We start from the raw sequence: 26,760 nt of genomic DNA on the forward strand, positions 1-26,760 counted from the left end.
ACAGTTAGCACGCCGAGGTACCGTCGGGTCATGACAGATGGCCCCCGGGACCTCGGCGAATTCATTCGCGGCCTCCGCCGCAACGCCCAGATCTCCCTCCGCGAGCTCGCGGAGCGTGCCGGGGTCAGCAATCCCTACCTGAGCCAGATCGAGCGCGGGCTCCGCAAGCCCAGCGCTGAGGTGCTGCAGCAGATCGCAGCGGCCCTGCGGGTCTCCACCCCGATCATGTATCTGCGGGCGGGTCTCCTCGACAACAAGGATGACCAGGGCGTTCCGGCAGCCATCGCCGCCGACCCGAGCCTCGACGCGTCGCAGAAGCAGACCCTGATCCAGATCTACGAGTCTTTCCGGCAGCAGAACCAGCGAGCCGAAACCCCCGAGCACAAGGAGTCGAAGTGACCACCGAGACCAAGCTCCCCACCGCCCTCTACGCCGCCGCCGGTGCCGCCGACATCGCCCGCGAGAAGATCGAGCAGATCCCGGCCCAGGCCGCCAAGCTGTCCGCCAAGGTCCGCGAGGGCAACCTGAAGGACAAGGCCCTCGACCTGGGCGGCCGCGCCGCCGGCGACATCGCCGAGCTGGGTGCCCGCGCGTACGTCGAGATCTCCGGCCTGCGCCGCAAGGTCCGCAAGGGCCAGGCCCGCGACTACCTGCTGTCCGAGGCCGAGAAGGCCCGCGAGGCGGCCAAGCGCAGCGCCGACAAGCTCGCCGAGCGGGCCCAGACGACGTTCGAGAAGCTCGTCGAGCGGGGCACCGTCGTCCTCGAGGGGGAGCCGACCCCGGAGCCGGTCAAGGCCGAGGCGACGATCGACGCGGCTCCGCACACCTCTTCCGCGCCGAAGGACCCGGCTGACGCTGCCGAGTTCATCGCGTCCGCTCCGGCGGCGCCTGCCGCCTCGGCTCCGAAGACCGACGCGCCCAAGGCCGAGGCTCCGAAGGCTGAGGCGCCGAAGGCTCCGGTCAAGAAGGTCGCCAAGAAGGCCGTGAAGAAGGCCACCCCGCCGGCCGAGTAGTCAGCATCCCACGCACGACGGAGCCTGGGCCGGGAGGCCGGGGCTCCGTCGGCGTTTCCGGATGGGGCGGCCGGCCGGCCTTCGAAACGCGGCGGAATTCTGCGGTCGCGAGGTCGCGAGGTCGCGGGGTCGCGGGGTCGCGAGGTCGCTATGTCGGCAGGTCGCCCGCGCCGAGCCACGCGTGCGCCGGACCGCTCCCGCTGGAAGGCCCGCTACCGGCCCCGCGCATCCCGGCCTGCGCCGCCCACTTGTGCCACCCGGCCCATGCGACCGGGCACCGGGTCGCCCGGGTCGGAGCCGGGCGCAGGTCGCCGATCCGGGGACGGGGCGGCAGTACTCTGGGGGCATGAGCAACCTCCTCCCGCTGGGCGGTCCGTGGGTCTACTCGGTGATAGCGCTGGTCAACCTCGTGATCGCCATATTCGCCATGATCATCTCGGCGGCGGCTCTGATCCACTGCGTGCGCCAGCGCGCCGACGCGTTCACCGCGATCGGCACCCTCGCCAAGGGCCCGTGGATGGCGCTGCTCGCCGGGGCGACCCTGATTTCCCTGGTCACCATCCTGGCCGGGGTCGGCAGCAGCGCCCCTGGCCTGTTCAGCATGCTCGCGATCCTCGCCTCGTCGGTGTACCTGCTCGACGTCCGCCCCGGCCTGCGGGACGCGACCAACGGCCACTGGTGACCATCGAGACCTCCCCCGGGGTGCGCCTGGAGAGCCTGACCACCGGCTCCGGCACCCCGGTCACCGTTTTCGCGCACGGCCTGGCCGGCGGCATCGCCGACACCCGCCCCCTCGGGGGCGCCGTGCACGGCAGCCGGGTGTTCTTCCAGTTCCGGGGGCATGGCGCTTCGACGGCGCCGGCCGGGGAGTGGACCTACCGCGACCTGGCCGACGACCTGCGCGGCGTCGCCGACGCGACCGGCGCGACCCGGGCGCTGGGCGTCAGCCTCGGGGCCGGAGCGCTCTGCCGGCTGCTCGCCGACGATCCGACGAGATTCGACAGGATCGTCCTGTTCCTCCCCGCCGTCCTGGACATGCCCCGGCCCGCCGCCGCGCGGACCAGGCTCGGCGGTCTGCTCCGGGGCATCGCCGCCGCCGACCGGGACGCGGTCTCGGCCGAGGTCGCCGCAGAGGTGCCGGCTGACCTGCGCGGCACGTCCGCCGCCCGCGCCTTCATCGCGCACCGCACCACGACCCTGCTGGCCAGCGGCCTCGGAGCCTCCCTGGCCGGCCTGCCGGACCAGACGGCCGTCGAGTCCGCCGAGCCGCTCAAGGCCGTGACCGCCGACGCGCTGGTCATCGGCTGCCGGGGCGACACGCTGCACCCGGTCGAGACCGCCGAACGGATCGCCGGCATCCTGCCGTCGGTGACCCTGCACGTCTACGACGAGCCGCACCCCTTGTGGCGGCACCGCCACGACCTGCGCGAACGCATCTCGGCATTCCTCAACCGGTAGACAGGATCAAAAACAAACCTCAGACGGTTACGCCGCGTCCCTGCTCCCTGTTCCGACGGCACCTCCGCCAGCCTGTCCTGGGCCGCTGAGGGACGGGTCCGCCAACGGGTGACCACGTGGACCACCCCCGGCGCCCCGCCCGCCAGGCCCGGATCGCACGTTCGTGGGCGTGGTCAGTCGAGTGCGGTGGCGAGCATGCCGGGTTCGTAGGAGCCGCCCGGGTTGCGCACGATCACGTTGAACCGGTTGGCCGCGTTGATGAACGCGATCAGGCTGACCAGCGCCCCGATCTGGTCGTCGTCGTAGTGCTCGCGTACCTCGGCCCAGGTCGCGTCGGACACGCCGTGGTGGGCGTCGGCGATCCGAGTACCCTCCTCCGTCAGCGCCAGCGCGGCCCGCTCGGCCCCGGTGAACACGGTGGCCTCGCGCCACACGGCCACCAGGTGCAGCCGGAGCGGGGTCTCCCCGGCGGCCGTGGCCTCCTTGGTGTGCATGTCGGTGCAGAACGCGCAGCCGTTGATCTGGCTGGCCCGCAGGTTCACCAGTTCCTGGGTGGACTTCGGGAGCGTCGACTGCGCGATGGCCGACCCTGCGTTGTGGAACCGCTTGGCGACCTTCACGGCGGTCGGGCTGTCGAACAGGTTGAATCGGGCGTCCATGGCTTCGTCCTCACTCGTGGTGTCGCGCGTACCGAACGAACACAAGATGCCGGTGACCCGTGTTCTGTGACAGGGCGGCGACGTGACGCACGACACCGGTCCCCGGTGTCACAGGGTGGTGGTGGCCGGCGTCCTGTGCGTGACACAGTCGAGCGCCCAGAGACAGGAGCGACCCATGGACCCGGCCACCGAGGTGTTCGTCGCCCACCGCAACCTGCTGTTCACCGTCGCCTACGAGATGCTCGGCTCGGCCGCCGACGCCGAGGACGTCCTGCAGGAGACCTGGCTGCGGTGGGTGGGCGTCGATCTCGACTCGGTGCGCGAGCAGCGCGCGTACCTGGTGCGGATCACCACCCGGCAGGCGCTCAGCCGGTTGCGTACCCTCAGCCGGCGCAAGGAGTCCTATGTCGGCCCCTGGCTGCCCGAGCCGCTGCTGACCGCGCCCGACGTCGCCGAGGACGTCGAGTTGGCCGACAGCGTCTCGATGGCGATGCTGCTGGTGCTGGAGACGCTCACGCCGACCGAGCGCGCGGTGTTCGTGCTCCGCGAGGTGTTCGACCTGGACTACGACGAGATCGCCGAAGCCGTCGACAAGTCCCCGGCGGCGGTCCGCCAGATCGCCCACCGGGCGCGGGCGCACGTCGCCGCGCGCCGACCGCGCGGGGTCGCGTCGCGGGCCGAGACCCGGGGCGCGCTCGAGGCGTTCCAGCGGGCGATCGAGACCGGCGACCTGCAGAGCCTCCTCGACATTCTCGCCCCGGATGTCGTCTTCCTCGGTGACGGCGGTGGGGTCGTGCAGGCCGTGCTGCGGCCCGTCCTGGGCGCGGACAAGGTGGCCCGCCTGCTGACGGCCGGCATCCCCCGGATCGACGCCGAGGTGTCGGTCGAGCTGGTCCAGATCAACGGCGGCCCGGCCCTGATCATCCGGTTCGACGGGGACATCGACAACGTCGTGGCGGCACGCGTCGACGACGGCCTGATCACGGGGCTCTACGTGGTGCGCAACCCCGAGAAGCTGTCGCGGGTCGAGAACGAGACCGCGATGAGCCGCTGAGCCGGCGTACCCGGATGATGGGTTTGAAGGGGTCCCCTACTCTGTGCCGATGAGTGTCGTGCGGGACTTCTTCGCCGGTGTCGGCTACCTGGGCAAGGGCATCGGCCTGTGGTTCCGGTCGCCGCGACTGCTCGCCCTGGGCCTGATCCCCGCGATCATCGCCGGGGCGGTGCTGCTCACCGCGATGATCTTCTTCTGGGTCAACGTCGGCGACATCGCGACCTGGATGACCCCGTTCGCCGACTCCTGGGACGAGACCGGCCGCGACGTGTTCCGCTTCACAGCCGCAGCGCTGCTGGTCGGGGTGTCGCTGCTGCTCGGCGTGCTGCTGTACACCGCGCTGACCCTGGCGATCGGCGACCCGTTCTACGAGAAGATCTCCGAGCGGGTCGAGGACTCCCGGGGCGGCGTGACCGGCGAGGTGCAGCTGTCCCTGGCCCGGTCGATCGGCCGGTCGATCGTGGACTCCCTGCGGTTGGTCGGCAAGTCGCTGCTGTTCGGGATCGTGCTGTTCGCGTTGGGATTCATCCCGGTCGTCGGGCAGACTGTGGTGCCGGTGCTCGGCGCGCTCGTCGGCGGCTGGTTCCTGACCATGGAGCTGACGTCCGTGCCGTTCGAGCGGCGCGGCCTGCGGGTCTGGGACCGGCGGCGGATCCTGAAGGGCCGGCGCGCGCTGGCGGTCGGCTTCGGTACGGCGACGTTCCTGTGCTTCCTGGTCCCCGGCGGGGCGATCCTGGTCACCCCGGCGGCCGTGGCCGGGGCGACCCTGCTGGCCCGCGAGGTGCTAGGCGAGCGCCCGCAGCACGTCGACCAGGGCTGACACCCCGGACAGACAGTCGGGGATCTCGGCGTGCTCGTCGGGGGAGTGCGACACGCCCGTCGGGTTCCGGACGAACAGCATCGCGGTCGGCACGCCGGCCACGGCCAGTACACCGGCGTCGTGCCCGGCCCCGGTGCCCAGGATCGGCGCGCCGTCCAGCAGCGCCGACAGCCGGTCCCGCAGCGCCGGGTCGAACGCCGTCTCCCCGGTGTAGGACTCGTTGACCATGTGGAAGCCGGTCTCGTCGCGCTGCGCCCGCTCGGCGGTCGCGTCGTGGATCTCCTTCACGACGTCGGTCAACGTGGACTCCTGGGGAGCCCGGGCGTCGAGCCAGGCGGTGACCCGGGACGGCACGGCGTTCGTGCCGTTCGGCTCGCACACCAGCTTGCCGATCGTGGCGACAGCGCCACCGAGCCGGGCCTTCTTCCGCGCCGCGAGCACCGTGTTCGCGTACGTCAGCATCGGGTCGCGGCGGTCCTCCAGCCGGGTGGTGCCCGCGTGGTTGGCCTCGCCGGTGAAGTCGAGCCGCCACCGGCCGTGCGGCCAGATCGCCTCGCCGACCGCCACCGGACGGTCCATGTCGATCAGGCCCCGGCCCTGCTCGACGTGCAGCTCGATGTACACCCCGACCTTCGCCATCAGCGCCGGGTCCGGCCCGACGGCCGCCGGGTCGAAGCCCGCTGCGCCCATCGCGTCGCCGAAGGTGGTGCCGGCCGCGTCGGTCAGGCTCAGCGCCTTGTCGACCGTGATCGCCCCCGCCATCAGCCGCGAGCCCAGGCACGCGATCCCGAACCGCGCGCCCTCCTCCTCCGCGAACGCCGTCACGGCGATCGGCCGCCGGGGCACGAAGCCCTCCGCCCGCAGCCGGTCCACGGCCGCGAAGGCGCTCACCACGCCGAGCGGCCCGTCAAAAGCACCACCATCGGGTACCGAGTCCAGATGGCTCCCGGTCACCACCGCGTCCCCGGCGTCCGGGTCGCCCCACCACGCCCACAGGTTGCCGTTGCCGTCGGTGCGCACAGGCATGCCGCGCTTGTCCGCCTCCTGCCGGAACCACGCCCGGCACTCCAGCTCGGCCGCCCCGAGGGTGTACCTCCGGTAGCCGCCCGTCGCGTCGAACCGTCCGACCGGGGCCAGGTCGCGCCACATCTCCTCGAAGCTCATGCCACCAACTTAGCCAGCTCACCCCGGGACAGGATCCCCAGCTTCGGATACGCCTTGTACAGGTGGTGCCCGACCGTCCTCGGGCTCAGGAACAGCCGGGCCGCGATGTCCCGGTTCGACAGGCCCTGGGCCGCGAGGTGCACGATGGCCAGTTCCTGCGGGGTGAGCACGGCCAGCGGACCACTCCGCGGTGCCGGCGCGGCATCACCGGTGGCACCGAGTTCCGCGCGCGCCCGGGTGGCCCACGGCTCCGCGCCGAGCTGTTCGAAGATCTCCATCGCGGTGCGCAGTGGCCCGCGCGCCTCGGCCCTCCGCCGGCCCCGGCGGAGCCATTCGCCGTAGAGCAGGTCGGTGCGGGCCCGCTCGAAGGGGCGCTCGGGACGCTGGCCGGTCGGGTCCATGACCGGTCTGGCCGCCTCGTGCGCCGCGTCGTGGTCGGCCTCCTCGCCGGTGAGGAGCGCCCGGCAGCGCAGCGCCAGGGCCAGGGCCCACGGCTGGCCCGTGTGCCCGGCCCAGGCCTCGAACCTGGCCAACGGCGCGACCGCCCGCTCCGGCCGCCCCAGCCGTACCGCCGCCTCCACCAGGTCCGGCACGCACCGGGTCGCCGACACGTGGAACGCCAACGGCCCGGTGGCCAGGCCCTCGAACCGGTGCAGGGCCGCCTCCACCCGGCCCAGCCCGAGGTCGAGCATCCCGAGCGCCCACTCCGTCCACGGCCCACCGGCCTCGGCGCTGCGGGCGGCTGCGGCGTACCCCAGGCAGGCCTCCTCGTCGCCCCGGATCGCCGCCAGGTACGCCAGCAGCCCGTTGACCTGGCTCAACCACTGCCGCTGTCCGGTGTCCGCGGCGATCTGGACCGCCTCGTGCGCCGCCGCGGCGGCCTCAGCGTGCCGGCCGGCGAACAACTCGGCCTCGGCCTGGAAGAACAGCGCTGTGGGAAGGAAACCGAAGCCGCCCTGGGCCCGGCCGGCGACGGCGAGCGCCCCGGCATGCTCCGCCGTCAGGTCGTCGCGCCCCAGCGCGAGCGCGATCCCCAGCACCATGACCAGGTCCCTCGGCTCGCCGGCCGCCGACAACAGGGCCGCGTCGAGTGCCTCGTCGACAGGTACCGGCAGCCCCGTCCACGGCGACACCGCTGCCGTCAACAGCCGGGTGACCGGGGTGGCCGGGGCGGTCGCCATCCGGCGGACCACGTCCAGGACAGCGGCCTCATCGGTGTACCAGCCGGTGTGGAACGCCTGGACCAGCATCCTGGTCCCCTCGCCGGGCCCGGTGTCCCGGCAGGCCTCGAACCCGGCGATCAGGAGGGCGTGCGCTGCCCGGAACTCGCCCCGCCAGAAGGCGACCGTGCCCTGGAGCAGGGTGAGCCGGGTACGGGCCGCCCTCGGGTCGACGTCCCGGACCGCCTCGTCGGCGAGGGTGCCCGCCCGGTCGAGGTCGCCCGACTCCACGGCCGACTCGGCCGCCAGCAGCAGTCGGTCGGCGCGGGCCGCCCGGTCCGGGCTGAGCCGGGCGGACCGTTCGTAGCCGGTGCTCGCGGCGGCGTACCCGCTCCGGGATCTGCTGTGTTCGGCGGCCCGGGCCAGTTCTGCGGCGACCTCCTCGTCCGGGCCGGTCGCCGCGGCGGCCAGGTGCCAGGCACGCCGGTCGGTGTCCCCGTCGCCGAGGGCCGCGGCGAGCGCCCGGTGCGCGGCGATCCGGTCGAGGAGGGGTGCGCCCTGGTAGACGGCGGCCCGGACCAGTGGGTGCCGGAACGCCACGGTGCCGTCCCCCTCGGCCAGCAGGTGCTCGGCCGGGGCCACGTCGGCCAGGCCGGCGCCGAGCAGCGCGCCGGCCCGCAGGATCAGCCCCGGGTCCCCGGTGTCGTCGGCGGCCGCGACGAGGAGCAGGGTTCGGGTGGCCGGCGGGAGCATGGCCGCCTGGCCGTGGAAGGCGAGCTGGAGCCGGTCGGAGAGTGGTAACGGTCCTGTCGGGCCGGAGGCCGTGGCCAGGCTCGCCGGGAGTTCGCGCAGCGCGAGCGGGTTGCCCCGCGCCTCGGCCAGCACCCGGTACCGGACGGCCGGGGTCAGTCCGGCGTCGTGCGCGTCCAGCAGCGCTGCGGCGGCGTCCGGTTCCAGCCCGGCCACGGTGCGGGTCGGCAGCCCCGGTGCCCGGAACCCGGGACGGGCGGCGAACAGCAGCCCGACGCCCTCGGAGTGCAGCCGGCGGGCCGCGAACAGCAGGGCCTCGGCGGACGCCCGGTCCAGCCACTGGGCGTCGTCCACGAGACAGAGCACAGGTCCCAGCTCGGCCAGCAAGGACAGCACGGCCAGCCCGGTCAGCAACCGGTCGACCGGGTCCGCGACGCCGAGCCCGAACGCCCCGCGCAACGCCCGGCGCTGCGGCCCGGGCAGCGCGTCGACCCGGTCGAGGGCCGGCCGGAGCAGCATGTGCAGCCCGGCGAACGGCAGCTCCGCCTCCGACTCGATGCCGGTGCCCCGCAGGAGGGGGAGGTCGGTGGCGCGCCCGGCCGCGTACCCCAGCAGGTGGGTCTTGCCGATCCCTGGTTCTCCACTGAGGACCAGGGTGCCGCTTTCCCCGGCCCGGCATCCGGCCAGCAGCGCGTCGATCGCCTGCCGCTCTCCCGTCCGACCGAAGATCATTTGTTGACCCTACCTATGGCGGTGCGCGGAATTACCTATGCGACGACCGATTCCGGGGCACACGGAACTCCGTAGCGTTCTCCCTGTCAGCAACAAGCACAACGAACCAGGAGAAAATGCCATGAGCGACTTCACCGAGCTGGTCGGCCGCTACCTCGCCAGCTGGAACGAGACCGACCAGGCCGCCCGGCGCGCCGCCCTCGACGAGATCTGGACCGCCGACGCCGTCTACATCGACCCGATGGTCTCCGTCGAGGGCCGCGACGCCATCGACGCCGTGATCGGCGCGGTGCACGCCCAGTTCCCCGGGCTGGTGTTCACGCTGGTGGGGGCGGTGGACGAGCATCACGACCTGGCCCGCTTCCAGTGGGGCCTCGGGCCGGCGGGCGCGGAGCCGATCGTGGTCGGGTTCGACGTGGCGGTCCGGGTGGATGGCCGGATCAGCACGGTGCACGGCTTCCTGGACAAGGTCCCCACCGCCTGAGGGGCGACCGCCACCCGGGGCCCGGAGCCCGGCCCCGGGAGCCTGGCCCCGCAGGACCGGCGACCGACCCGGAATCGGCCACCGTTCCGGACAACGACCGAGCCAGCGGCCTACCCTGGGGTCATGCGGATCGAGGTCGTGGCCGGGGACATCACCACCCAGCAGGTGGACGCGATCGTCAACGCCGCCAACTCCTCCCTCCTCGGCGGAGGCGGCGTCGACGGCGCGATCCACCGCAAGGGCGGCCCAGAGATCCTCGCGGCATGCCGGGCCCTCCGCGCCGGCCACTATGGCAAGGGCCTGAGGACAGGCCAGGCGGTCGCCACCACGGCCGGCCTGCTTCCGGCCCGCTGGGTGATCCACACCGTCGGCCCGGTGTACTCGCCGTCCCTCGACCGTTCCGCCGACCTGCGCTCCTGCTACACGGAGTCGCTCCGGGTCGCCGACGAGCTGGGCGCGGCCACGGTCGCGTTCCCGCTGATCTCCGCTGGGGTCTACCGCTGGCCGGCCGAGGACGCGATCCGCCAGGCCCTGGAGGCGCTCCGGACCGCCGACACCACGGTGGAAGTCGCCCGGCTGGTCCTTTTCGAGGCCGACCGGGTGCCTCTGGCGGAGCGGCTTCGGCGTGGCTCTGTACCCCGAACCGGTCCTGGTCCGGGGCCACACCCGGACGGCCGCGACGCGCCCAGGGTCGGCTAGATTCGCCAGCCCTTTCTAGCCCGGGTGTGGAACATGCCGGGAAACGTCGGGCACGCGAACACCTCGACCCGGCTGAGCTGCACGGCCGAGAACGCCTGCACCTCCGCCAGCGTGAACCTGCTCCGTTCCATCCGGCCGTCGAAGCAGCTCGGATGCTTGCACTGCGGCGGCACCGTCACTGGCACCGGGAGAGCCACCACTCGCCCTGCCCGGCATGGGATATCTGGTACTCGTGCGACGGCAGCAAAACGACCTCACCCCGATCGGTCGGTATGGAAACGAGGGGATTCCCGGCGCGGGTGAGCCGGTAGCCGTGTCCGGCCACGAACCACGCGCCCCCGGTGACCTGCCAGTGGAAGCCGACGATCCGGAGCCGGTAGGTGTCACCGGTCTCCATCCAGTACGTGTGGAATCCGTCGTTGTCGAGCCGCAGGCTGACGACCGCGGCCCGGCCGCCCCTGACTACGGTCTCCACTGTGGCAAGTCGGGTGATCGTGGGCATGGTGGACCTCCTCGTCGGTTAGTTCGTGTCGCAGGGTGGTTTCCGTTACACGCTCGGTCGAGGGGATCTGTCGGGTTTCGGATTCGCCTAGCCAGATTGGCACTGTGACAGATCTAGCGCAAGGTAATCGCTAGTGCCAACATGAGTGAGTGACGTCGAACATGCTGAGCCGGTACATCGGCGGCGAATTACGCCGGTACCGGGATGCGCTCGGCCTGACCCAGGACCACGCGGCCGACCACCTCAACATGAGCCGGCGCACGATGATCCGGGTGGAGGCCGGGGACAGCCGGATCAGCATGGGCAACCTGCGCACCCTGCTGGACCTGTACGGCGTGACGAACGAGGTGACCCGGCACGACCTGGAGATCATGCAGCGCGAGGCGAAGCGTCCCGGCTGGTGGGTGCGCGACATGGCCGTCGGCCCGGCGTCCTACAAGCTCTACGTCGAACACGAGCAGTGGGCGACGGCCATCGCGATCTTCGCGTCTCTGGTGGTGCCGGCACTTCTGCAGACCGAGGACTACGCCAGGGCGGTGCAGACGGCCGGCCTCGGGTCCTCGGACCCGGAGTTGGCGGTCAAGCTGCGACTGGAGCGGCAGCACCACTTCTTCGCCCGGTCGCCGCTGCCGGACATGTCAGTGGTCCTCGACGAGGCGGTGCTACTCCGCAGGGTCGGCGCCCATGAGGTGATGGCTGGCCAGTTGCGGCACATCGCCAACTTCGCCGAGGCCGGGCGGTACACCGTGCGGGTGGTGCCGCTGGACGCCGGCGAGTTCCTCACGCCGGAGCACTTCACGGTCTTCACTCCGATCTGGGGCACACCGATCGCCTGTTCGGAGGGGGTGCTGGCGATGGGCTTCCACGAGGAGCAGCATTTCGTGGAGCGCTACACCCGTGCGCACGCGGTTTGCCGGACGGCGGCGCTGTCCCCCACGGGTAGCATCGCGTTGATCCGCGAGCACGCGGACCGGTATGGGCAACAGGGGAAAGCAGCTCATGATCGAGCCAAGGTTCCGAAGGGCGACCGGGAGCAACGCGGGCGATAACTGCGTCGAGGTGGCCACCGCTCCGGGGGCCGCGTTCGTCCGGGACAGCAAGGACCGGTCCGGCCCGGTCCTCGCCGTGTCCGCCGCGGACTGGTCAGCCTTCGTCACCGACATCAAGTCCGGCCGGATCTAGCCCGTCCACCTCGGACGGTGCGCGCTCACGGCCAGTCGAGGGTCAGTTCCCCGAGGCGCCACCGGCCCGGCCGGTCCCGCACCAGCCAGCCGGCGTCCCGTACCGCCGCCACCGACCGCACCCACCGGTCCCGGGCCCCGAACGCCTTGTACGGCGCGGCGGCCAGCCACGCGTCGTCGAGCGCGGCCAGCAGGTCGTGCACCCGTTCGCCGTGCACATTGCGGTGGATCAGCGCCTTGGGCAGCCGTTCGGCGATCACCGCCGGGCGTTCCAGGTGCGCGAGGCTGACGGAGAAGGTCAGCGACTCCGGGCCGGCCGGGGTGACGGCGAGCCACGCGCAGACCCGGCCCAGTTCGTCGCAGGTGCCCTCGACGAGTACCCCGCCGGGGGCGAGCGCCGCCGTCATCTGCCGCCACGCGTCCCGCACGGCCCCCTCGTCGTACTGGCGGAGCACGTTGCACGCCCGGACCAGGGTCGGCCGCAGCCCGGCCAGCTCGAAGCCGCCCCGACGGAACTCCAGGTCGGGGCGGGCGAAGGGCTGGGCGGCCAGTACCCGGAAAGGGTCGATCTCCAGGCCGACGGTGCGCGACGGGCGCAGCCGCCGGTGCATCTCGACCGTGGTGACCGGTGAGGCCCCGTAGCCGAGATCGACGACGAGGCCCAGCCGGTCCGGGTACCGCCAGGCGATCCACCGGTCGAACCTGCGCAACCGGTTCGGGTTGGTGGTCCCCCTGGTGATCTCCCCGACGGGCTTCACAGCACCCGGTGCACCTTGTAGTTGGACGCCTGGGCGAGCGGCCGGAGCACGATCCGGTCGATGTTCACGTAGTGCGGCCGGGTCACGGTCCACGCCACGGCGTCGGCGACGTCCTCGGCGACGAGCGGCTCGGCCACGCCCGCGTACACCTTGGCGGCCTTCTCCGGGTCCCCGAGCCGGTTGACCGCGAACTCCTCGGTCCGCACCATCCCGGGATCGATCTCGATCACCCGGACCGGCCGGCCGCACAGCTCCAGGCGCAGGGTCCCGGTCATCGCGGTCTGGGCGTGCTTGGCGGCGACGTAGCCCCCGCCGCCCTCGTAGACGTCGAGCCCGGCGGTGGACGAGATCATCACGATCGAGCCCCGGCCGGAGACCTCCAGCGCCGGCAGCAGGGCCTGGGTGACCCGGAGCGTGCCGAGGACGTTCAGCTCGTACATCCGGGCCCAGTCCGACACCTGACCGGTCTGCACCGTGTCGGCCCCGAAGGCCCCGCCGGCATTGTTGACCAGCACCTCGACCTCGCCCACCGTCGCGGCGAGTGCCGCGACGTCGGCGTCGGAGGTGATGTCGCACGGCACGGCGGTGCCGTCCAGCTCGTCGGCCAGGGCCTTGATCCGGTCGACGCGGCGGGCGGCGAAAACGACGTGGAAGCCCTCGGCGGCGAGTCGGCGCGCGGTGGCGGCCCCGATCCCGCTGGAAGCTCCGGTGACGACGGCTGTGGGTCTCATGAGCCGATCTTAGGTGCGGCCAGGTCCGGGCCGCGCCGCCCGGCCTGGGCGGGACGGAGGTCCATGTCCGATTTCAGCTGTGAGTCACGACACGATGGGTACCGGCGGGGGAAGAGCCATCTTGTGAACACAGTTGGAAATCGCGTGCCATTCTCTTCTGAGCTGCCGCGCCGGATCGCCACGCTGTCCGTGCACACGTCGCCCCTGCACCAGCCGGGCACCGGCGACGCCGGCGGCATGAACGTGTACATCGTCGAGGTGTCGCGCCGCCTCGCCCAGGCGGGCGTCGAGGTGGAGATCTTCACCCGCGCCACGTCCAGCGACCTGCCGCCGACCGTCGAGATGGCCCCGGGCGTGACCGTCCGGCACGTGCACGCCGGCCCCTTCTCGGGGCTCAGCAAGGAGGAGTTGCCGGCGCAGCTGTGCGCGTTCACCAACGGCGTCCTGCGCGCCGAGGCCGCCCGCACCCCCGGCTGGTACGACCTGGTGCACTCGCACTACTGGCTGTCCGGCCAGGCCGGCTGGCTCGCCAAGGACCGGTGGGGCGTGCCGCTCGTGCACACCGCGCACACCCTGGCCAAGGTGAAGAACGCGCAGCTCGCCGAGGGCGACAAGCCGGAGCCGAAGGCGCGGGTGATCGGCGAGGAGCAGGTCGTCGCCGAGTCGGACCTGCTGATCGCCAACACGCTGGCGGAGGCCAGGGACCTGATCAACCTGTACGACGCCGAGTGCGCCCAGGTCGAGGTCGTCCAGCCCGGCGTGGACCTCGACCGGTTCAGCCCCGGCAGCCGGTCCGCCGCGCGCCAGCGGTTCGGGCTGCCCGACGACGCGTACGTGCTGGCGTTCGTCGGCCGGATCCAGCCGCTCAAGGCCCCCGACGTGCTCGTGCGGGCCGCCGCCGAGATCGTGGCGCGCGACCCGGAGCTCGCTCGCAAGCTGGTGGTCCTGATCTGCGGCGGCAACAGCGGCAGCGGCCTCGACCTCGCGGCCCTGACCAGCTCCCTCGGGCTCGGCGACGTCGTGCGCTTCATCCCGCCCCAGGGCGGCTCGGCGCTCGCCGACCTCTACCGCGCCGCCGACCTGGTCGGCGTCCCCAGCTACAACGAGTCCTTCGGCCTGGTGGCCGTCGAGGCGCAGGCCTGTGGCACCCCGGTCGTCGCAGCGGCGGTCGGCGGGCTCACCACCGCCGTGAAGCACGAGGTCAGTGGCCTGCTGATCGACACCCACGACCCGCACGACTGGGCGACGGCGATCTCCGGCCTGCTGCACGCCCCGGCGCGCCGTGCCGAGTTGGCCGCCGGAGCCGTCGCGCATGCGCAAGACTTCTCCTGGGCGCGGACCACGGACGGGCTGCTCGCCGGCTACAAGGCCGCGCTCGCCGTGCACCGTTCCCGCCTGCTGGAGGTCGCCGGGCTGTGAGTGTCCCCGAGCTGATCGAGACGACGCTGCGCGCCCGCGAGTTGGAGTTCGAGCGGGTGGACGACCGGTTCGTGGTGACGCTGCCCGGTACCCACAAGCTCAAGACGGTCTGCAACCTCGTCGTCGGCGCGCACGCGCTGCGGATCGAGGCGTTCGTGATCCGACAGCCCGACGAGAACCGCGAGGCGGTGTGGGCCTACCTGCTGCGCCGCAACGCGGCCATGTTCGGGGTCTCGTTCGCGATCGACGCGGTCGGCGACGTGTACCTGACGGGCAGGGTGCCGCTGTCCGGGCTCACGGAGGACGACCTGGACCGGCTGCTCGGCTCCGTGCTCACCTACGCCGACGAGAGTTTCGACCCGCTGCTGGAGCTCGGCTTCAGTTCGGCGATCCGGCGCGAGTGGGCCTGGAGAGTCTCGCGTGGAGAGTCGCTGGCGAATCTCGCGGCGTTCCAACACCTGGTAGAAGACTCGGACGGGTCTAATAGCAGACAGTGAGCGTGTGAGGGATCGTACAGTTGGCAACGCTTGCGTATCAATTTGTTGATCACCTATGGTTACCCCTAGTTACGGGGGCGAGGTGTCGCGCGACACCAGGACAGTGGTCGGGGGGCTACGGGTCCGGTGTTGCGCGACTGAGTCGCTGAGCGCTGCCGGGGGGTGGCGGCCGCCGCGACGAAGGTTGGCGGGCGTGGGATCAGAGTCGGGGGGCTCCTTTCCTACGCCCGCTTCTCTACGCGTATTTTCCTGCGCCGCTTCTCTACGCGTCGACGAGTTCGCGCAGCTCCGCGACCCGGCGCTCCCGGGTCGGACCGCTGAGCAGGTGCCCGGCCGCGGCGAGCAGCCCCAGCCCCAGACAGATCACCCAGTGCCAGTCGCCGAGGGTCTGCAGGCTCAGCCCGCCCAGCGCCGGCGCGGCGAAGGCCGAGGCGGCGAAGGACAGATTGAACACTCCCTGGTACTGGCCCCGCAGCCGCTCCGGCGACAACTCCGCGATGATGGCGGCGTTGGGCGGGGCCGCCAACATCTGGCCGACGGTCCAGATCACGACGGTGATCGCGTACCCGGCCAGTGAGCCCACCAGCGCCGTCAAGCCGTAGCCGACGGCCACGAGGAGCAGGGCCAGGGCGAGCACCCGGGCCTTGCGCGCCCGCCCGATCAGCTTGGGCACGAACAGCTGGCCGGCGACGACCATGCCGGCGCTGAGGGCCATGACCAGCCCGTACTGGCCGGTGCTCAGGCCGTCGCCCTTCATCGCGAGCGGCAGCATCGTCGTGCTCTGCGCGAAGACCATCGCCATCAGGAACGTCAGCCCGACGAACACCAGGTAGGGCCGGTCGCGGAGTGCCCGGCCGAGACCCTGCCCGCCGGAGGCCGTCGGGTGCCGGACCAGGGTCTCGGGCACCCGGAACGCGATGATCAGGACCGCGATCAGGGTCGCGGCGGCGTCCAGGCCGAAGAGCAGCAGGTAGGACACCTCGGCGAGTACCCCGACGAGCAGGGCGGCGATGGCGGCGCCGCCGAAGAAGGCCCAGTACAACAGGTTGAACGCTGGCAGGCGCTGCGGCTCGGGCACCACGTCCGTGATCGCCGCGACCGAGGCCGGACCGCCGAGCTGGGTGGCCACGCCGAGCAGGGTCGCCGTGACGCCGATCGCGACCGGGGTGCTCGACAGCCCGACGGCCATCATGAGCACCGAGGCGGTCGAGTACGCCAGCAGCATCGTCTTCCGCCGCCCCCATCGGTCGGCGAGCACGCCCCCGGCGAGGACGCCGAGCGCGCCGCCCGCGCCGTGCAGGCCGATGACGAGGCCGGTCGCGGCGGTGGTCAGGCCCCGGATGTCCTTGAGGTAGATCGCCAGGAAGATGATGGCGAAGCCGCCGAGCCGGTTGATCAGGAGTCCGGTCCAGATCGCCCAGTAGGTGCCTGACAGCCCGCGCACGGCGCTCCCCAGTAAAGAAGGTAGTCGGTAAGCGATTACCAACGCTACGAGCTGGGACTCGCCACCAACAGAGGTCGACTCGGCACCCGGCTGTGTCTCTCGTCACGGGTCAGCGATCTCGGTCCAACCACGGGCCGTGGCGGCACCGGGCCCCGCCGGTTGCGAGGTCGGCCGTGCACCGGTCGCTACGCGTTGACGAGTTCCGGTTCCTTCAGGGCCGCCGTCCGCCGGTTGCGGGCCGGGCCGGCGGCGAGGTTGAGGCCCGCGACGAGCAGGCTGAGCACGAGGCAGCCGATCCACAGCGGCGCGTTGCCGAACTCGTCGAACACGAACCCGCCGACCAGTGGGGCGGCGAACGCGGCCCCGGAGAAGGCGAGGGAGAACACGCCCTGGTAGCGGCCCCGCGCGTCGGCCGGGGACAGCTCGGCGATCAGCGTCGAGTTCGACGGGGACTGCAGCATCTCGCCGAGGGTCCAGATCAGCACGGTGGCCGAGTACAGCCACAGGTCGTGCGCCAGGGCGGTCAGGCCGAAGCCGACGCCGACGATCAGGGACGCCATCGCCAGGGTCTTCGACCGGTCGCGGCCCCGGACGAGGCGCGGGATGAACAGCTGGCCGAGCACGATCAGGATCCCGTTCAGCGCGATCACGGTGCCGAACGTCCTCGCGGACAGGCCGTCGCGGGCCATCGCCAGCGGCAGGGACGACAGGTGCTGCATGAACACCATGGCGCTGAGGAAGGTCAGGCCGACGAGTCCGAGGTACACCGGGTCGAGGAAGGGGCTGCTACTGGGCCGGGCGGGGCCGGCGACGGCCGGGCGGGCCGCGGCCTGCGGCCGGGTCTCCGGCACCTTCAGGAACACGATCAACGCTGTGAGCAGCATCGTCGCGGCGTCCACGATGAAGATCCACAGGTAGTCGAGGTCCGCCACCAGGCCGCCGAGCAGCGCCGCGACCGAGAACCCGAGGTTGATCGCCCAGTAGTTCAGGCTGAAGGCGCGCAACCGGTCCTTGTCGGGCACGATGTCGACCATCATCGCCGAGAACGCCGGCCGGGACATGTTCTGGACCAGACCCAGGACGAAGCCCATCACCACGATGAGCCACCTCTCCTGGGTGAGCCCGAGCAGCACCAGCATCACCGCAGTGCCGACCTGGGCCACGAGCAGCGTGCTCCGCCGCCCCCACCGGTCGGCCAACTGTCCGCCGATCAGGACCCCCACGGCCCCGCCGGCGCCGATCATGCCGATCACGAGCCCGACGAAGGTGGGCTTGAAGTGCCGCTCGTTGCTCAGGTAGAAGGTCAGCAGGATCGTGACGAAAGCCCCGGCGCGGCTGATCAGGGTGCCGGACCACAGGTACCAGAAGGTCTTCGGCAGGCCGCCCGTCGTCTGCTGTAACCACCCGCGCAAGGAGCACCTCCGTGTAAGGATCGTGGCTCCTACAATTCCTTACCGCCCCGGCTCGGGTCACCCAGTTTTGGACGTGTCCTCGGTCACTGGGCGTGACGTCCCTAGGATGAGCGTCATGACGATCGGAACCCTGGTTCTCCTCCGGCACGGCGAGAGCGTCTGGAACGCGAAGAATCTGTTCACCGGCTGGGTGGACGTCGACCTCACCGAGAAGGGTGAGGCCGAGGCCCGGCGGGCGGGTGAACTGCTCCGGTCGGCCGACGTGCTGCCCGACGTGCTGCACACCTCCCTGCAGCGCCGCGCCATCCGGACCGCCGAGCTCGCTCTCGACGCGGCGGACCGGCACTGGATCCCCGTGCACCGTTCCTGGCGGCTCAACGAGCGGCACTACGGAGCGTTGCAGGGCAAGGACAAGAAGCAGACGCTGCAGGAGTACGGCGAGGAGCAGTTCATGCTCTGGCGGCGCTCCTACGACATCCCCCCGCCGCCGATCGACCCGGCGGACGAGTTCTCCCAGGCCGGCGACCCCCGGTACGCGGCGGTGCCCGCCCCGCTGGCCGAGTGCCTGGCGGACGTGGTCGACCGCGCCCTGCCGTACTGGTACGACGCGATCGTTCCCGACCTGCTCCTCGGCAAGACGGTGCTGGTCGCCGCGCACGGCAACTCGCTGCGCGCGCTGGTCAAGCACCTCGACAACATCTCGGCGACCGACATCGCCGGCCTGAACATCCCGACGGGCTTCCCGCTGCGATACGAGCTCGACGAGGAGCTGCGCCCGGTGAAGTCGGAGTACCTGGACCCGGCCGGCGCAGCTCAAGCGGCTGCCGCCGTCGCCAACCAAGGCCGCTAGAAAACGAGGGAGCCCGACCGCCGCATGCGGGGCCGGGCTCCTACTCGTAAAAAATAATGATCTTGATCTTTGATCTAAGGCGCCCTGAGCGGGTCCTCACTCACCAAGAGGGGCACCCGTTACCAGGTAGACGACCTGCTTGCCGGCGTTGACCGCGTGGTCGGCGTAGCGCTCGTAGAACCGGGCCAGCAGCGCCGTGTCCACCGCCGCCTCGATCCCGTGCTGCCACTCCGACTCGAACAGCGCCTTGAAGAGCTTGCGCTCCAGGGCGTCCATCTCGTCGTCGTCCTTCTCCAGCTCCGCGCCGAGGGTGGCGTCGCGCTCGGCGAGCACGGACACGACCTTCTTGGCCATCCGGTCGGCGACCTTGCCCATCTCCGTGAAGATCTCGTGCAGCTCGGCGGGCACCGCGATCTCGGGCTTGCGGCGCAGCGAGGTCTTCGCGATGTGCTCGGCCAGGTCGCCCATCCGCTCGATGTCGGTGGCGATGTGCAGGCTGGTGATGATGGCGCGGAGGTCGCCGGCGACCGGCGACTGGCGGGCGAGGAGCTCGTAGACGGACTCCTCGACGCTGCGGTACATCGCGTTGATGCCCTCGTCGTCGGCCAGCACGTTCTCGGCGAGCACCTGGTCGGCCGTCAGCAGCGCGCGGGTGGCCTGGCGGAGGGCGTGGCGCACCTCGCCGGCCATGGCCACGAGGGTGCCGGCGAGTTGGGCGAGGTCAGAGCGGAATACGTCGCGCATGGTCACCACCGTAGGGCGGATCGGCATACGGTGCATGAACGTCGGTGAACGTGGACAATCCTGAGAGTGAACATTCGGGAGAACCGAGCGTTTCCAGAGGTACCGGCTGGTGGAATCCGACGAAACTCACCCTACGATCGCCCTGTGAATGTGGTGCTGGCGATGGTTGTGGGCGCCGCTCTTGGTGCCGGAGTGACCGCGCTCTTTTTCAGGGCGGTTCGGGGGAGTAAGACAGTGCAGGTTGTGGAGACCGACCTCGCCAGGACCAGCCTCGACGGCCTGCGGGCCGGCGTGATCGTCCTGGACCCGACCGACCGGGTGGCGCTGGCCAACCCCGCGGCGGTCGGGATGAAACTACTCAAGAACGACGAGAGCGGCCTTTCCCATGCCGTACTGCGCAGCCTGGTCGCCCAGGTCCGCCGCAGCGGCGACCCGCGCGACGTCGAGCTGGACCTGCCCCGCAGCGGCGGGCGCAACCCGCTCGGCGTGCGGGTCCGGGTCACGGTGCTCGACGACGAACACGTGCACCTCGAGGTCGAGGACGTCACCGAGGCGCACCGCGTCGCCCGGGTCCGTCGGGACTTCGTGGCCAACGTCAGCCATGAGCTCAAAACCCCGGTGGGCGCGTTGCAGCTGCTCAGCGAGGCGCTACTGGAGGCGGTGGACGATCCGGAGACCGCCCGGCGGTTCACGGAGCGGATCCAGCACGAGTCCGCCCGACTGGCCCGGCTGGTCAGCGAGCTGATCGAGCTGTCCAGGCTCCAGGGCGCCGAGCCGCTGCCCGAACCGGAGCCGGTCGGCGTCGACCGCATGATCAACGAGGTGCTGGACCGGTCGCGGACCGCCGCCGTCGCCAAGGAGATCGTGGTCCGCTGGGAGGGCGAGCACGGCCTGACGGTGTACGGGCACGAGGGCCAGCTCGTCACCGCGCTGGCGAACCTCGTGGAGAACGCGATCGCGTACAGCCCGGAGAAGACCTCCATCACCATCCACTCGGAGAAATCCGGCAAGCGTGTGAAAATCGCGGTGGCGGACGAGGGGATCGGCATCGCGGCCGAGGACACGGATCGCATTTTCGAGCGGTTCTACCGGGCCGACCAGGCGAGGTCCCGGGCGACCGGTGGAACGGGCCTTGGCCTGGCGATTGTCAAACACATCGCCAGCAACCACGGTGGGAGGGTCGAAGTGAGCAGCGAAGTAGGGGTTGGGTCAACGTTCACTTTGCGGCTACCGTCCCGCCCCCCTGCGGGGGCCTCCGCTTTGAAAAGTCAGACTCGTATGGCTGACATGAAGACGAAGGGACGCCCGTGACCAGGGTACTTGTGGTCGAGGACGAGGAGTCGTTCTCCGACGCGCTGAGCTACATGCTGCGCAAGGAAGGGTTCGAGGTCTCCGTGGCCGCGACCGGCACCGCGGCGATCGTCGAGTTCGACCGGGCCGGGGCTGACATCGTGCTCCTCGACCTGATGCTGCCGGAGATGTCCGGCAGCGAGGTGTGCCGGCAACTGCGCACCCGGTCCAACGTGCCGATCATCATGGTCACCGCGCGGGACAGCGAGATCGACAAGGTCGTCGGCCTGGAGATCGGGGCGGACGACTACGTCACCAAGCCCTACTCGCCGCGCGAGCTCGTCGCCCGGATCCGCGCCGTGCTCCGCCGCCAGATCGAGCCCGCCGAGCTGCTGCCCGGCACCCTCGAGGCCGGCCCGGTCCGGATGGACGTCGACCGGCACACGGTCAGCGTCTCCGGCGGGACGGTGCAGCTGCCGCTCAAGGAGTTCGAGCTGCTGGAGCTGCTGCTGCGCAACGCCGGCCGGGTGCTGACCCGGGGCCAGCTCATCGACCGGGTGTGGGGCGCGGACTACGTCGGGGACACCAAGACCCTCGACGTGCACGTCAAGCGCCTGCGCTCGAAGATCGAGCCGGAGCCGTCGACCCCCCGCTACATCGTCACCGTCCGAGGTCTGGGCTATAAATTCGAAGCTTAGGGGTTGTGCCGACCCGCTGAGAACGAATCTGGACGGCGCAACGACAAGAGCCGCAGGGCCTGCCCTAGCGGCTCTTGTCGTTGCTTGCCAGATTCGCCCTCAGCGGGCCACCGCGCCTTAGGTCAAGAGCCAGATCGACACCATGCGACGGTTACGCCGCGTTTCTGAGCCTGTCGCGGCGGCTCGACCGGCCCCCCGGTCGGCACCTCGCCGCACCCGGCCGCGTGGCGTCCCGGCCAGGCACGACACCGTGTCAGCCCCCGTGTCAGGGCGACGACAGGTCGGTGACAGACCGGCTGTCGATAGTTGGCCGCATGACGAGTTCAGCGATCGCGGTCTCCGGACTGCGCAAGGCCTACGGGAGCAAGGTCGTGCTCGACGGCATCGACCTGGATGTTCCCGCCGGCACGATCTTCTCCCTCCTCGGCCCGAACGGCGCGGGCAAGACGACGACGGTCAACGTGCTGAGCACGTTGATGAAGGCGGACAGCGGGACGGTGCGTGTCGCCGGCCACGACGTGGCGACCGAAGCCAGGGCGGTGCGCGCGGCGATCGGGGTCACCGGTCAGTTCGCGGCGGTGGACGAGCTGCTGACGGGGCAGGAGAACCTGCAGCTGATGGTGGACCTGAAGGGGATCCCCACCGGCGACGGCAGGCGGCTGGTCGCCGGGCTGCTGGAACGCTTCGACCTGGTGGACTCGGCGCGCAAGCCCGCGTCGACCTACTCCGGGGGCATGCGCCGCAAGCTCGACCTGGCGATGACGCTGGTCGGCACCCCGCGGGTCATCTTCCTGGACGAGCCGACGACGGGTCTGGACCCGCGCAGCCGCCGCACGATGTGGTCGATCATCCGCGATCTCGTGGCCGACGGCGTGACCATCTTCCTCACCACCCAGTACCTCGACGAGGCCGATCAGCTCGCCGACCGGATCGCGGTGCTCGACCAGGGCCGACTGGTCGCCCAGGGCACGCCCGCCGAACTGAAGCGCCAGATGCCCGGGACGCACGTCCGACTCCGGTTCACCACGGTCCCCGAACTCGACGCGGCCGCGGGTCTGTTCCCCGGCGCCACCCGCGACGACGAGGCTCTGGCCCTGCGGGTGCCCAGCGACGGTGGCACAAGGTCGCTGCGGGCCCTGCTGGACCGGCTCGACGAGCACGTGCTCAGTGCCGAGGAGTTCTCCGTGCACACCCCCGACCTCGACGACGTCTTCCTCGCCCTGACGGGCCACACCACCCTCGCCGCGGCGGGCCAGAGCACGGAGGCCACGAAATGAGCAAGTCCCACTCGATGGTGATGTTGCGTCGCAACTTCAAGCACATCGCCCGCAATCCCACCTCGGTGTTCAACGCGGTCCTGATGCCGATCGTGGTCATGCTGATGTTCGTGTACATGATGGGCGACGCCTTCAACGTCGGCGTCGACTACATCGACTACGCCACGCCGGGCCTGATCCTGCTGGCCGTCTGCTACGGGCTGGGGGCCACGGCCACCTCGGTGAACTCCGACATGACGAAGGGCATCATCAACCGGTTCAAGGTCATGGACGTCTCCCGGGGCGCGGTGCTGACCGGTCACGTCATCGCCAGTGTGCTGACCAATCTGGTGGCCATCGGGGCGCTGATCGGGGTGGCGTTCCTGCTGGGGTTCAGCCCGAAGGCCGGTTTCCTGGAGTGGCTCGGCGTGGCCGGCATCGTCGTACTGCTCGGCTTCGCGGCCGGCTGGCTCACCGTCGCGCTGGGTCTGGCGGCGAAGTCCCCGGAGACCGCTGGCCTGGCCTCCGTGCCCCTGGTCATGCTGCCGTTCTTCAGCAGCGCGATCGTGCCGGCGGAGAAGATGGGGCCGGGTCTGCGGGAGTTCGCGGAGTACCAGCCCTTCACGCCGATCATCGAGACGATGCGCGGGCTCCTCAACGGCGCGCCGGACACGGGCGACGCGACGATCGCCATCGCCTGGTGCGTCGGGATCGCGCTGGTCGGTTACCTGTGGGCGCGTTCCACCTTCAAGAAGCGGGCCTGACGGCCTCAGGGGCCGAGCGTGACCTCGACCAGGTGGGACCAGTTGGCGAGCGTGCCCTCCCGCGTAGCCTCGGCGAACCCCGTGTCGCCGAGGCGCACGCGTGCGGCCTGTCCGATTCGGGCCACGTCCGGGTGGAAACGGTCCTCCAGCCCGCGCACGCCGGCGCTGGCCGCGAGCAGCCGCGCGGCCTGCGCGGGCTCGTCGCGGCGCAGGGCCAGGTCCGCGACGCCGACGAGGACCAGGGCGATCAGGGGCGCGTGCCCCGCCTCGGTGGCCGCCTGGACGGCGGCCGCGTGGTGCGCGCGGGCCTGGCCCTGATCGTCGGCGAGGTAGCCGAGCAGGTCGGACGTCAGCGCGCGGACGTGCGCCCACTCCGCCTCCTCGCCCAGGGTCCTCGTCGCGACGCCGAGTTGCCGGAGCGCCTCCTCGGCGTCGCCGTGCCAGCGGGCCAGTTCCGCCCGGGAGAGGGCCAGCATGCCCAGCGCGCTCGGCCAGGTGACCCGTTCGGCGCACCGCTGGGCGTCGGCGAGGGCGGCGGCGCTGGAGTCCTCGTCGCCGAGCAGCCAGTACAGCTGGGCCTGTCGGGCGCGCAGCCGGATGACGTCCTCGATGGCGCCGACCTCGGTGACGACGGCGACCGCCTGTTCGTAGTACGCGCACGCGCCGGCGAACTCGCCGCGGACGGCGATCCGGTCCGCCAGTTCGGTCAGGGCGAAGGAGATCCCGAACCGTTCGCCGACGGCCCGGAACTCGGCGAGCGCCCGCTCCAGGTGCTCGTCGGCCTCCCGCCCGGCCTGGCCGAGCAGCACCCGGGTCTTGCCGAGGTGCAGCCTCACCATCGCGCGCGCCCAGGGGTCCTCGTGCTCCAGCAGGGATTCCCACGCGGACAGGACCTCGTCGGGTGCCCGCACCATGAGTTCCAGCGGGACGATGAACCCGATCAGCGGGTGTCCGCCCTGGCTGCGCAGGCTGAGCTGGTACGCCTTGTGGATCCACTCCGCGACCTGGTGCGCGTCGCCCAGCCCGGAGGTCATGAACTGCACCACCAGCGCGTACACCATGGCACGGATCTCGTCGGTCACCTCGCCGGGCGTGGCGGTGGCCGCGGTGATCAGTTCCATGCCTTCGGACCGGTGCCCGCCCAGCCACCAGTACCAGCCGGTGCCGGCCGCGAGCCGCATCGCCGACTGCGCCTCACCGGCGGCGCAGGCACCGCGCAGGGCGGCGCCGATGTTGTCGTGTTCGACCACGAGCGTGGCGAGCCATTCGACCTGCTCGGCGCGGCGGAGGTGCGGTTCGGCGGTCTCGGCGAGTTCGGTGAAGTGGGCGAGGTGCGCGTGCCGCGCCTGATCGGATTCCCCGGCCTCCGCGAGCCTGAGCCCGGCGTACTCCCGGATCGTCCCGATCATCCGGTAGCGCGGGGCGCCGTCCTGTTCGGTGCGCAGCAGGGACTTCTCCGTCAGCGACGTGAGCAGTTCGAGCACGTCTTCCTGCCGGACGGCGGCACCGACGCAGACCCGTTCGGCCGCGTCCAGGCTCGCCCCGCCGGAGAACACCGAGAGCCTGCGCAGCACCATCCGTTCGGCGTCGGTCAGCAGCTCCCAGCTCCAGTCGATCACCGCCCGCAGCGTCTTGTGCCGGGGCAACGCTGTCCGGCTCCCCCCGGTCAGCAGCCGGAACCGGTCGTGCAGCCCGTTGGCGAGCTGGTCGATGGTCATGGTCCGCAACCGGGCAGCGGCCAGTTCGATCGCCAGCGGCATCCCGTCCAGCGCCCGGCAGACCCGCACCATCGTCGCCAACGTCCGGGCGTCGACCGCGAGATCCTTGCGCACCGCGCCCGCCCGGTCCCGCAGCAACCGGACGGCCGGCGAGGACCCGGGGTCGGCCCCGCCCTCCGGCAGGGCCAGCGGCTCGACCAGCCACAACGCCTCCCCGGTGATGCCGAGCGGTTCCCTGCTGGTCGCCAGGATCCGCAGCCGCCGGCACTCCCCGAGCACCCGGTGCGCGAACGCCGCCGCCGCCTCGATCACGTGCTCGCAGTTGTCCAGGATCAGCAGCGCGTCCCGCTCGCGGATCGCGGCGATCAGCCGGTCCGCCGGCTCGGCGTTCGACGTCCCGCCGAGCAGGGCGTCGCGGAGGCCGAGCCCGGCGAGCGTCGCCTGCGCCACGTCCCCGTCGGCGCCGATGGCCGCGAGTTCCACCAGCCAGGCCCCGTCGGGCAGCTCGTCGAGCAGCGTGCGCGCGGTCTCCGTGGCCAGCCGGGTCTTCCCGGAGCCGCCCGGCCCGATCAGGGTGGTCAGCCGGTGGTCGGCGACGAGTTCACGGACCGCTGTGACGTCGGCGTCCTTGCCGACGAAGCTGGTCAGCTCGGCCCGCAGGTTGGTCCTCCGGTTCTCCTCCCGCCGCCCCAGCTCGCCCCGCAGCAGCGCGACGTGCACGGCGGCCAGTTCGGCGGAGGGGTCGACGCCCAGCGCGTCGGCCAGGGCTTCGCGCGTGCGCTCGTAGACGAGGAGGGCCTCGCTGTCGCGACCGGCCGCGGCCAGGGAACGCATCAGCGCCGCGACCAGCCGTTCCCGCACCGGATGCGCAGCCACCAGGTCGGTCAGCTCCGCGACCAGCCCCGGGCCGACCTCCGCCTCGAACCGGTCCTCCATGGCGGCCAGCCGCAGCCCCTCGAGCCGGCCGGCCGCCGCGTCGAACGCCGCACTGTCCTGCAATCCGACTTCCTGCATGGCCGCACCGCGCCACAACCCGAGGGCCTCACACAGCAACCGCAGCCGCTCCGGCTCGTCCTCACGCGCGAGACCGACGAGCCGCTCGAACCGCACGGCATCGACAGCGTCGGGCGCCACCACCAACCGGTAGCCGCCCGCCTGCCCTTCGACCGCCCCGTCCGGCAGCGTCTTCCGCAGCCGGGAAACCAGGCGCTGCAAGGCGTTCGCCGCGTCCGACGGCGGCTGCTCCCCCCAGATCCAGTCGATCAGGGTCCCCTTCGGCACCACATGCCCCGGCTGGAGCGCGAGCGCGATCAGCAGCGCGCGCAGCCGGGCACCCGGCACGTCGGCGAGGACGCCGTCCGCGCGAACCTCGAACGGCCCCAGCATCCCGATCTGCATCCGGCTGATTCTGCCACGCCCCACCCGGCGTTCAAGCGGGCGCGAAAACCTAGATCAACCCCGTCATTCGGTGACGCCGCGTCTCTGCTCCGACGCGCGGCGGCC

27 protein-coding genes and 1 pseudogene are annotated in these 26,760 nt (G+C 71.5%); 17 read left to right on the top strand and 11 right to left on the bottom strand.

Features of this window, described 5'->3' with window-relative positions; translation table 11 throughout:
- Nucleotides 1-30 precede the first annotated feature (30 nt).
- The 4 genes and pseudogenes from IW245_RS30125 to IW245_RS30140 all read left to right on the top strand — a co-directional run.
- Nucleotides 31-366: pseudogene (locus IW245_RS30125) on the top strand (helix-turn-helix domain-containing protein); the annotation flags it as partial.
- 29 nt (nt 367-395) lie between these two features.
- Complete coding sequence (locus IW245_RS30130; RefSeq protein ID WP_197006515.1) at nt 396-1,013, top strand: hypothetical protein; 618 nt, start codon at nt 396-398, stop codon at nt 1,011-1,013.
- Nucleotides 1,014-1,359: 346 nt separating this feature from the next.
- Nucleotides 1,360-1,695, top strand: coding sequence for a DUF2516 family protein (locus IW245_RS30135; protein WP_197006516.1), 336 nt, complete (start codon nt 1,360-1,362; stop codon nt 1,693-1,695).
- A complete protein-coding gene (locus IW245_RS30140) occupies nt 1,692-2,471 on the top strand; it encodes an alpha/beta fold hydrolase (RefSeq protein WP_197006517.1) in 780 nt (259 codons plus the stop codon). Before IW245_RS30135 ends, IW245_RS30140 begins: the two co-directional genes overlap by 4 nt.
- A gap of 173 nt (nt 2,472-2,644) precedes the next feature.
- On the opposite strand, the gene IW245_RS30145 is transcribed toward IW245_RS30140, so the two are convergent.
- Nucleotides 2,645-3,130, bottom strand: coding sequence for a carboxymuconolactone decarboxylase family protein (locus tag IW245_RS30145; RefSeq protein WP_197006518.1), 486 nt, complete (start codon nt 3,128-3,130; stop codon nt 2,645-2,647).
- Between the two features lie 175 nt (nt 3,131-3,305).
- Here IW245_RS30145 and IW245_RS30150 point away from each other — a divergent pair, with 175 nt between their 5' ends.
- On the top strand, nt 3,306-4,184 hold the full coding sequence (locus tag IW245_RS30150) for an RNA polymerase sigma-70 factor (RefSeq protein ID WP_197006519.1): 879 nt from the start codon (nt 3,306-3,308) through the stop codon (nt 4,182-4,184).
- A 49-nt stretch (nt 4,185-4,233) separates the two neighbouring features.
- The gene (locus IW245_RS30155; protein ID WP_197006520.1) at nt 4,234-5,004 is read left to right on the top strand and encodes an EI24 domain-containing protein; all 771 of its coding nucleotides are present in this window, start codon (nt 4,234-4,236) and stop codon (nt 5,002-5,004) included.
- On the opposite strand, the gene IW245_RS30160 is transcribed toward IW245_RS30155, so the two are convergent.
- Nucleotides 4,969-6,168, bottom strand: coding sequence for an allantoate amidohydrolase (locus IW245_RS30160; protein WP_231398987.1), 1,200 nt, complete (start codon nt 6,166-6,168; stop codon nt 4,969-4,971). The two genes, IW245_RS30155 and IW245_RS30160, sit on opposite strands and share 36 nt — an antisense overlap.
- Entirely contained in the window at nt 6,165-8,810 is a 2,646-nt protein-coding gene (locus tag IW245_RS30165; RefSeq protein WP_197006521.1) for an AAA family ATPase, read from the bottom strand. Before IW245_RS30165 ends, IW245_RS30160 begins: the two co-directional genes overlap by 4 nt.
- A gap of 121 nt (nt 8,811-8,931) precedes the next feature.
- On the opposite strand from IW245_RS30165, the gene IW245_RS30170 reads away from it, so the two are divergent.
- Together IW245_RS30170 and IW245_RS30175 are read left to right on the top strand one after the other, a co-directional pair.
- A complete protein-coding gene (locus IW245_RS30170; protein ID WP_197006522.1) occupies nt 8,932-9,294 on the top strand; it encodes a nuclear transport factor 2 family protein in 363 nt (120 codons plus the stop codon).
- 123 nt (nt 9,295-9,417) lie between these two features.
- Nucleotides 9,418-9,993 carry an O-acetyl-ADP-ribose deacetylase gene (locus tag IW245_RS30175; protein ID WP_197006523.1) on the top strand — a complete coding sequence of 192 codons (576 nt, stop codon included), beginning with the start codon at nt 9,418-9,420 and terminating at the stop codon, nt 9,991-9,993.
- On the opposite strand, the gene IW245_RS30180 is transcribed toward IW245_RS30175, so the two are convergent.
- Nucleotides 9,990-10,178, bottom strand: a complete 189-nt coding sequence (locus IW245_RS30180) for a hypothetical protein (protein ID WP_197006524.1) — start codon at nt 10,176-10,178, stop codon at nt 9,990-9,992. The genes IW245_RS30175 and IW245_RS30180 overlap by 4 nt on opposite strands.
- Complete coding sequence (locus tag IW245_RS30185; protein ID WP_197006525.1) at nt 10,169-10,495, bottom strand: hypothetical protein; 327 nt, start codon at nt 10,493-10,495, stop codon at nt 10,169-10,171. Before IW245_RS30185 ends, IW245_RS30180 begins: the two co-directional genes overlap by 10 nt.
- A 149-nt stretch (nt 10,496-10,644) precedes the next feature.
- On the opposite strand from IW245_RS30185, the gene IW245_RS30190 reads away from it, so the two are divergent.
- Both IW245_RS30190 and IW245_RS30195 read left to right on the top strand, forming a co-directional pair.
- Complete coding sequence (locus tag IW245_RS30190; protein WP_197006526.1) at nt 10,645-11,544, top strand: helix-turn-helix domain-containing protein; 900 nt, start codon at nt 10,645-10,647, stop codon at nt 11,542-11,544.
- Nucleotides 11,495-11,677 carry a DUF397 domain-containing protein gene (locus tag IW245_RS30195; protein WP_231398989.1) on the top strand — a complete coding sequence of 61 codons (183 nt, stop codon included), beginning with the start codon at nt 11,495-11,497 and terminating at the stop codon, nt 11,675-11,677. Before IW245_RS30190 ends, IW245_RS30195 begins: the two co-directional genes overlap by 50 nt.
- A gap of 25 nt (nt 11,678-11,702) precedes the next feature.
- On the opposite strand, the gene IW245_RS30200 is transcribed toward IW245_RS30195, so the two are convergent.
- Nucleotides 11,703-12,434 carry a class I SAM-dependent methyltransferase gene (locus IW245_RS30200; protein ID WP_197006528.1) on the bottom strand — a complete coding sequence of 244 codons (732 nt, stop codon included), beginning with the start codon at nt 12,432-12,434 and terminating at the stop codon, nt 11,703-11,705.
- Nucleotides 12,431-13,165 carry an SDR family oxidoreductase gene (locus IW245_RS30205; protein WP_197006529.1) on the bottom strand — a complete coding sequence of 245 codons (735 nt, stop codon included), beginning with the start codon at nt 13,163-13,165 and terminating at the stop codon, nt 12,431-12,433. The genes IW245_RS30200 and IW245_RS30205 overlap by 4 nt, the downstream gene beginning before the upstream one ends.
- A gap of 144 nt (nt 13,166-13,309) precedes the next feature.
- Here IW245_RS30205 and mshA point away from each other — a divergent pair, with 144 nt between their 5' ends.
- Together mshA and IW245_RS30215 are read left to right on the top strand one after the other, a co-directional pair.
- Entirely contained in the window at nt 13,310-14,584 is a 1,275-nt protein-coding gene (mshA, locus tag IW245_RS30210) for a D-inositol-3-phosphate glycosyltransferase (protein ID WP_233472815.1), read from the top strand.
- 11 nt (nt 14,585-14,595) lie between these two features.
- Entirely contained in the window at nt 14,596-15,081 is a 486-nt protein-coding gene (locus tag IW245_RS30215) for a type III secretion system chaperone family protein (protein WP_269216224.1), read from the top strand.
- Between the two features lie 262 nt (nt 15,082-15,343).
- Here IW245_RS30215 and IW245_RS30220 read toward each other — a convergent pair whose 3' ends face one another.
- Both IW245_RS30220 and IW245_RS30225 read right to left on the bottom strand, forming a co-directional pair.
- A complete protein-coding gene (locus IW245_RS30220; protein ID WP_197006532.1) occupies nt 15,344-16,525 on the bottom strand; it encodes an MFS transporter in 1,182 nt (393 codons plus the stop codon).
- Nucleotides 16,526-16,710: 185 nt separating this feature from the next.
- Nucleotides 16,711-17,937 carry an MDR family MFS transporter gene (locus IW245_RS30225; RefSeq protein WP_197006533.1) on the bottom strand — a complete coding sequence of 409 codons (1,227 nt, stop codon included), beginning with the start codon at nt 17,935-17,937 and terminating at the stop codon, nt 16,711-16,713.
- Between the two features lie 106 nt (nt 17,938-18,043).
- On the opposite strand from IW245_RS30225, the gene IW245_RS30230 reads away from it, so the two are divergent.
- Nucleotides 18,044-18,787, top strand: coding sequence for a phosphoglyceromutase (locus IW245_RS30230; RefSeq protein WP_372445270.1), 744 nt, complete (start codon nt 18,044-18,046; stop codon nt 18,785-18,787).
- A 96-nt stretch (nt 18,788-18,883) separates the two neighbouring features.
- Here IW245_RS30230 and phoU read toward each other — a convergent pair whose 3' ends face one another.
- Entirely contained in the window at nt 18,884-19,531 is a 648-nt protein-coding gene (gene phoU / locus IW245_RS30235; RefSeq protein WP_197006535.1) for a phosphate signaling complex protein PhoU, read from the bottom strand.
- Between the two features lie 162 nt (nt 19,532-19,693).
- Here phoU and IW245_RS30240 point away from each other — a divergent pair, with 162 nt between their 5' ends.
- The 4 genes from IW245_RS30240 (at nt 19,694) to IW245_RS30255 (ending at nt 23,539) form a co-directional block, all read left to right on the top strand.
- Nucleotides 19,694-20,842 (top strand): ATP-binding protein, encoded by a 1,149-nt coding sequence (locus tag IW245_RS30240; protein ID WP_231400434.1) that lies wholly within the window; start codon nt 19,694-19,696, stop codon nt 20,840-20,842.
- Nucleotides 20,839-21,519, top strand: a complete 681-nt coding sequence (locus tag IW245_RS30245) for a response regulator (protein ID WP_197006537.1) — start codon at nt 20,839-20,841, stop codon at nt 21,517-21,519. The genes IW245_RS30240 and IW245_RS30245 overlap by 4 nt, the downstream gene beginning before the upstream one ends.
- Nucleotides 21,520-21,833: 314 nt before the next feature.
- Complete coding sequence (locus IW245_RS30250; RefSeq protein WP_197006538.1) at nt 21,834-22,796, top strand: ATP-binding cassette domain-containing protein; 963 nt, start codon at nt 21,834-21,836, stop codon at nt 22,794-22,796.
- Nucleotides 22,793-23,539, top strand: a complete 747-nt coding sequence (locus IW245_RS30255; protein WP_197006539.1) for an ABC transporter permease — start codon at nt 22,793-22,795, stop codon at nt 23,537-23,539. Before IW245_RS30250 ends, IW245_RS30255 begins: the two co-directional genes overlap by 4 nt.
- A 5-nt stretch (nt 23,540-23,544) precedes the next feature.
- Here the strand turns inward: IW245_RS30255 and IW245_RS30260 are convergent, their stop codons facing one another.
- Nucleotides 23,545-26,655: an ATP-binding protein gene (locus IW245_RS30260; protein ID WP_197006540.1), complete on the bottom strand. Its 3,111-nt coding sequence runs from the start codon at nt 26,653-26,655 to the stop codon at nt 23,545-23,547.
- Nucleotides 26,656-26,760: the final 105 nt, after the last annotated feature.

The organism is Longispora fulva (assembly GCF_015751905.1).
Lineage (GTDB): Bacteria > Actinomycetota > Actinomycetes > Mycobacteriales > Micromonosporaceae > Longispora > Longispora fulva.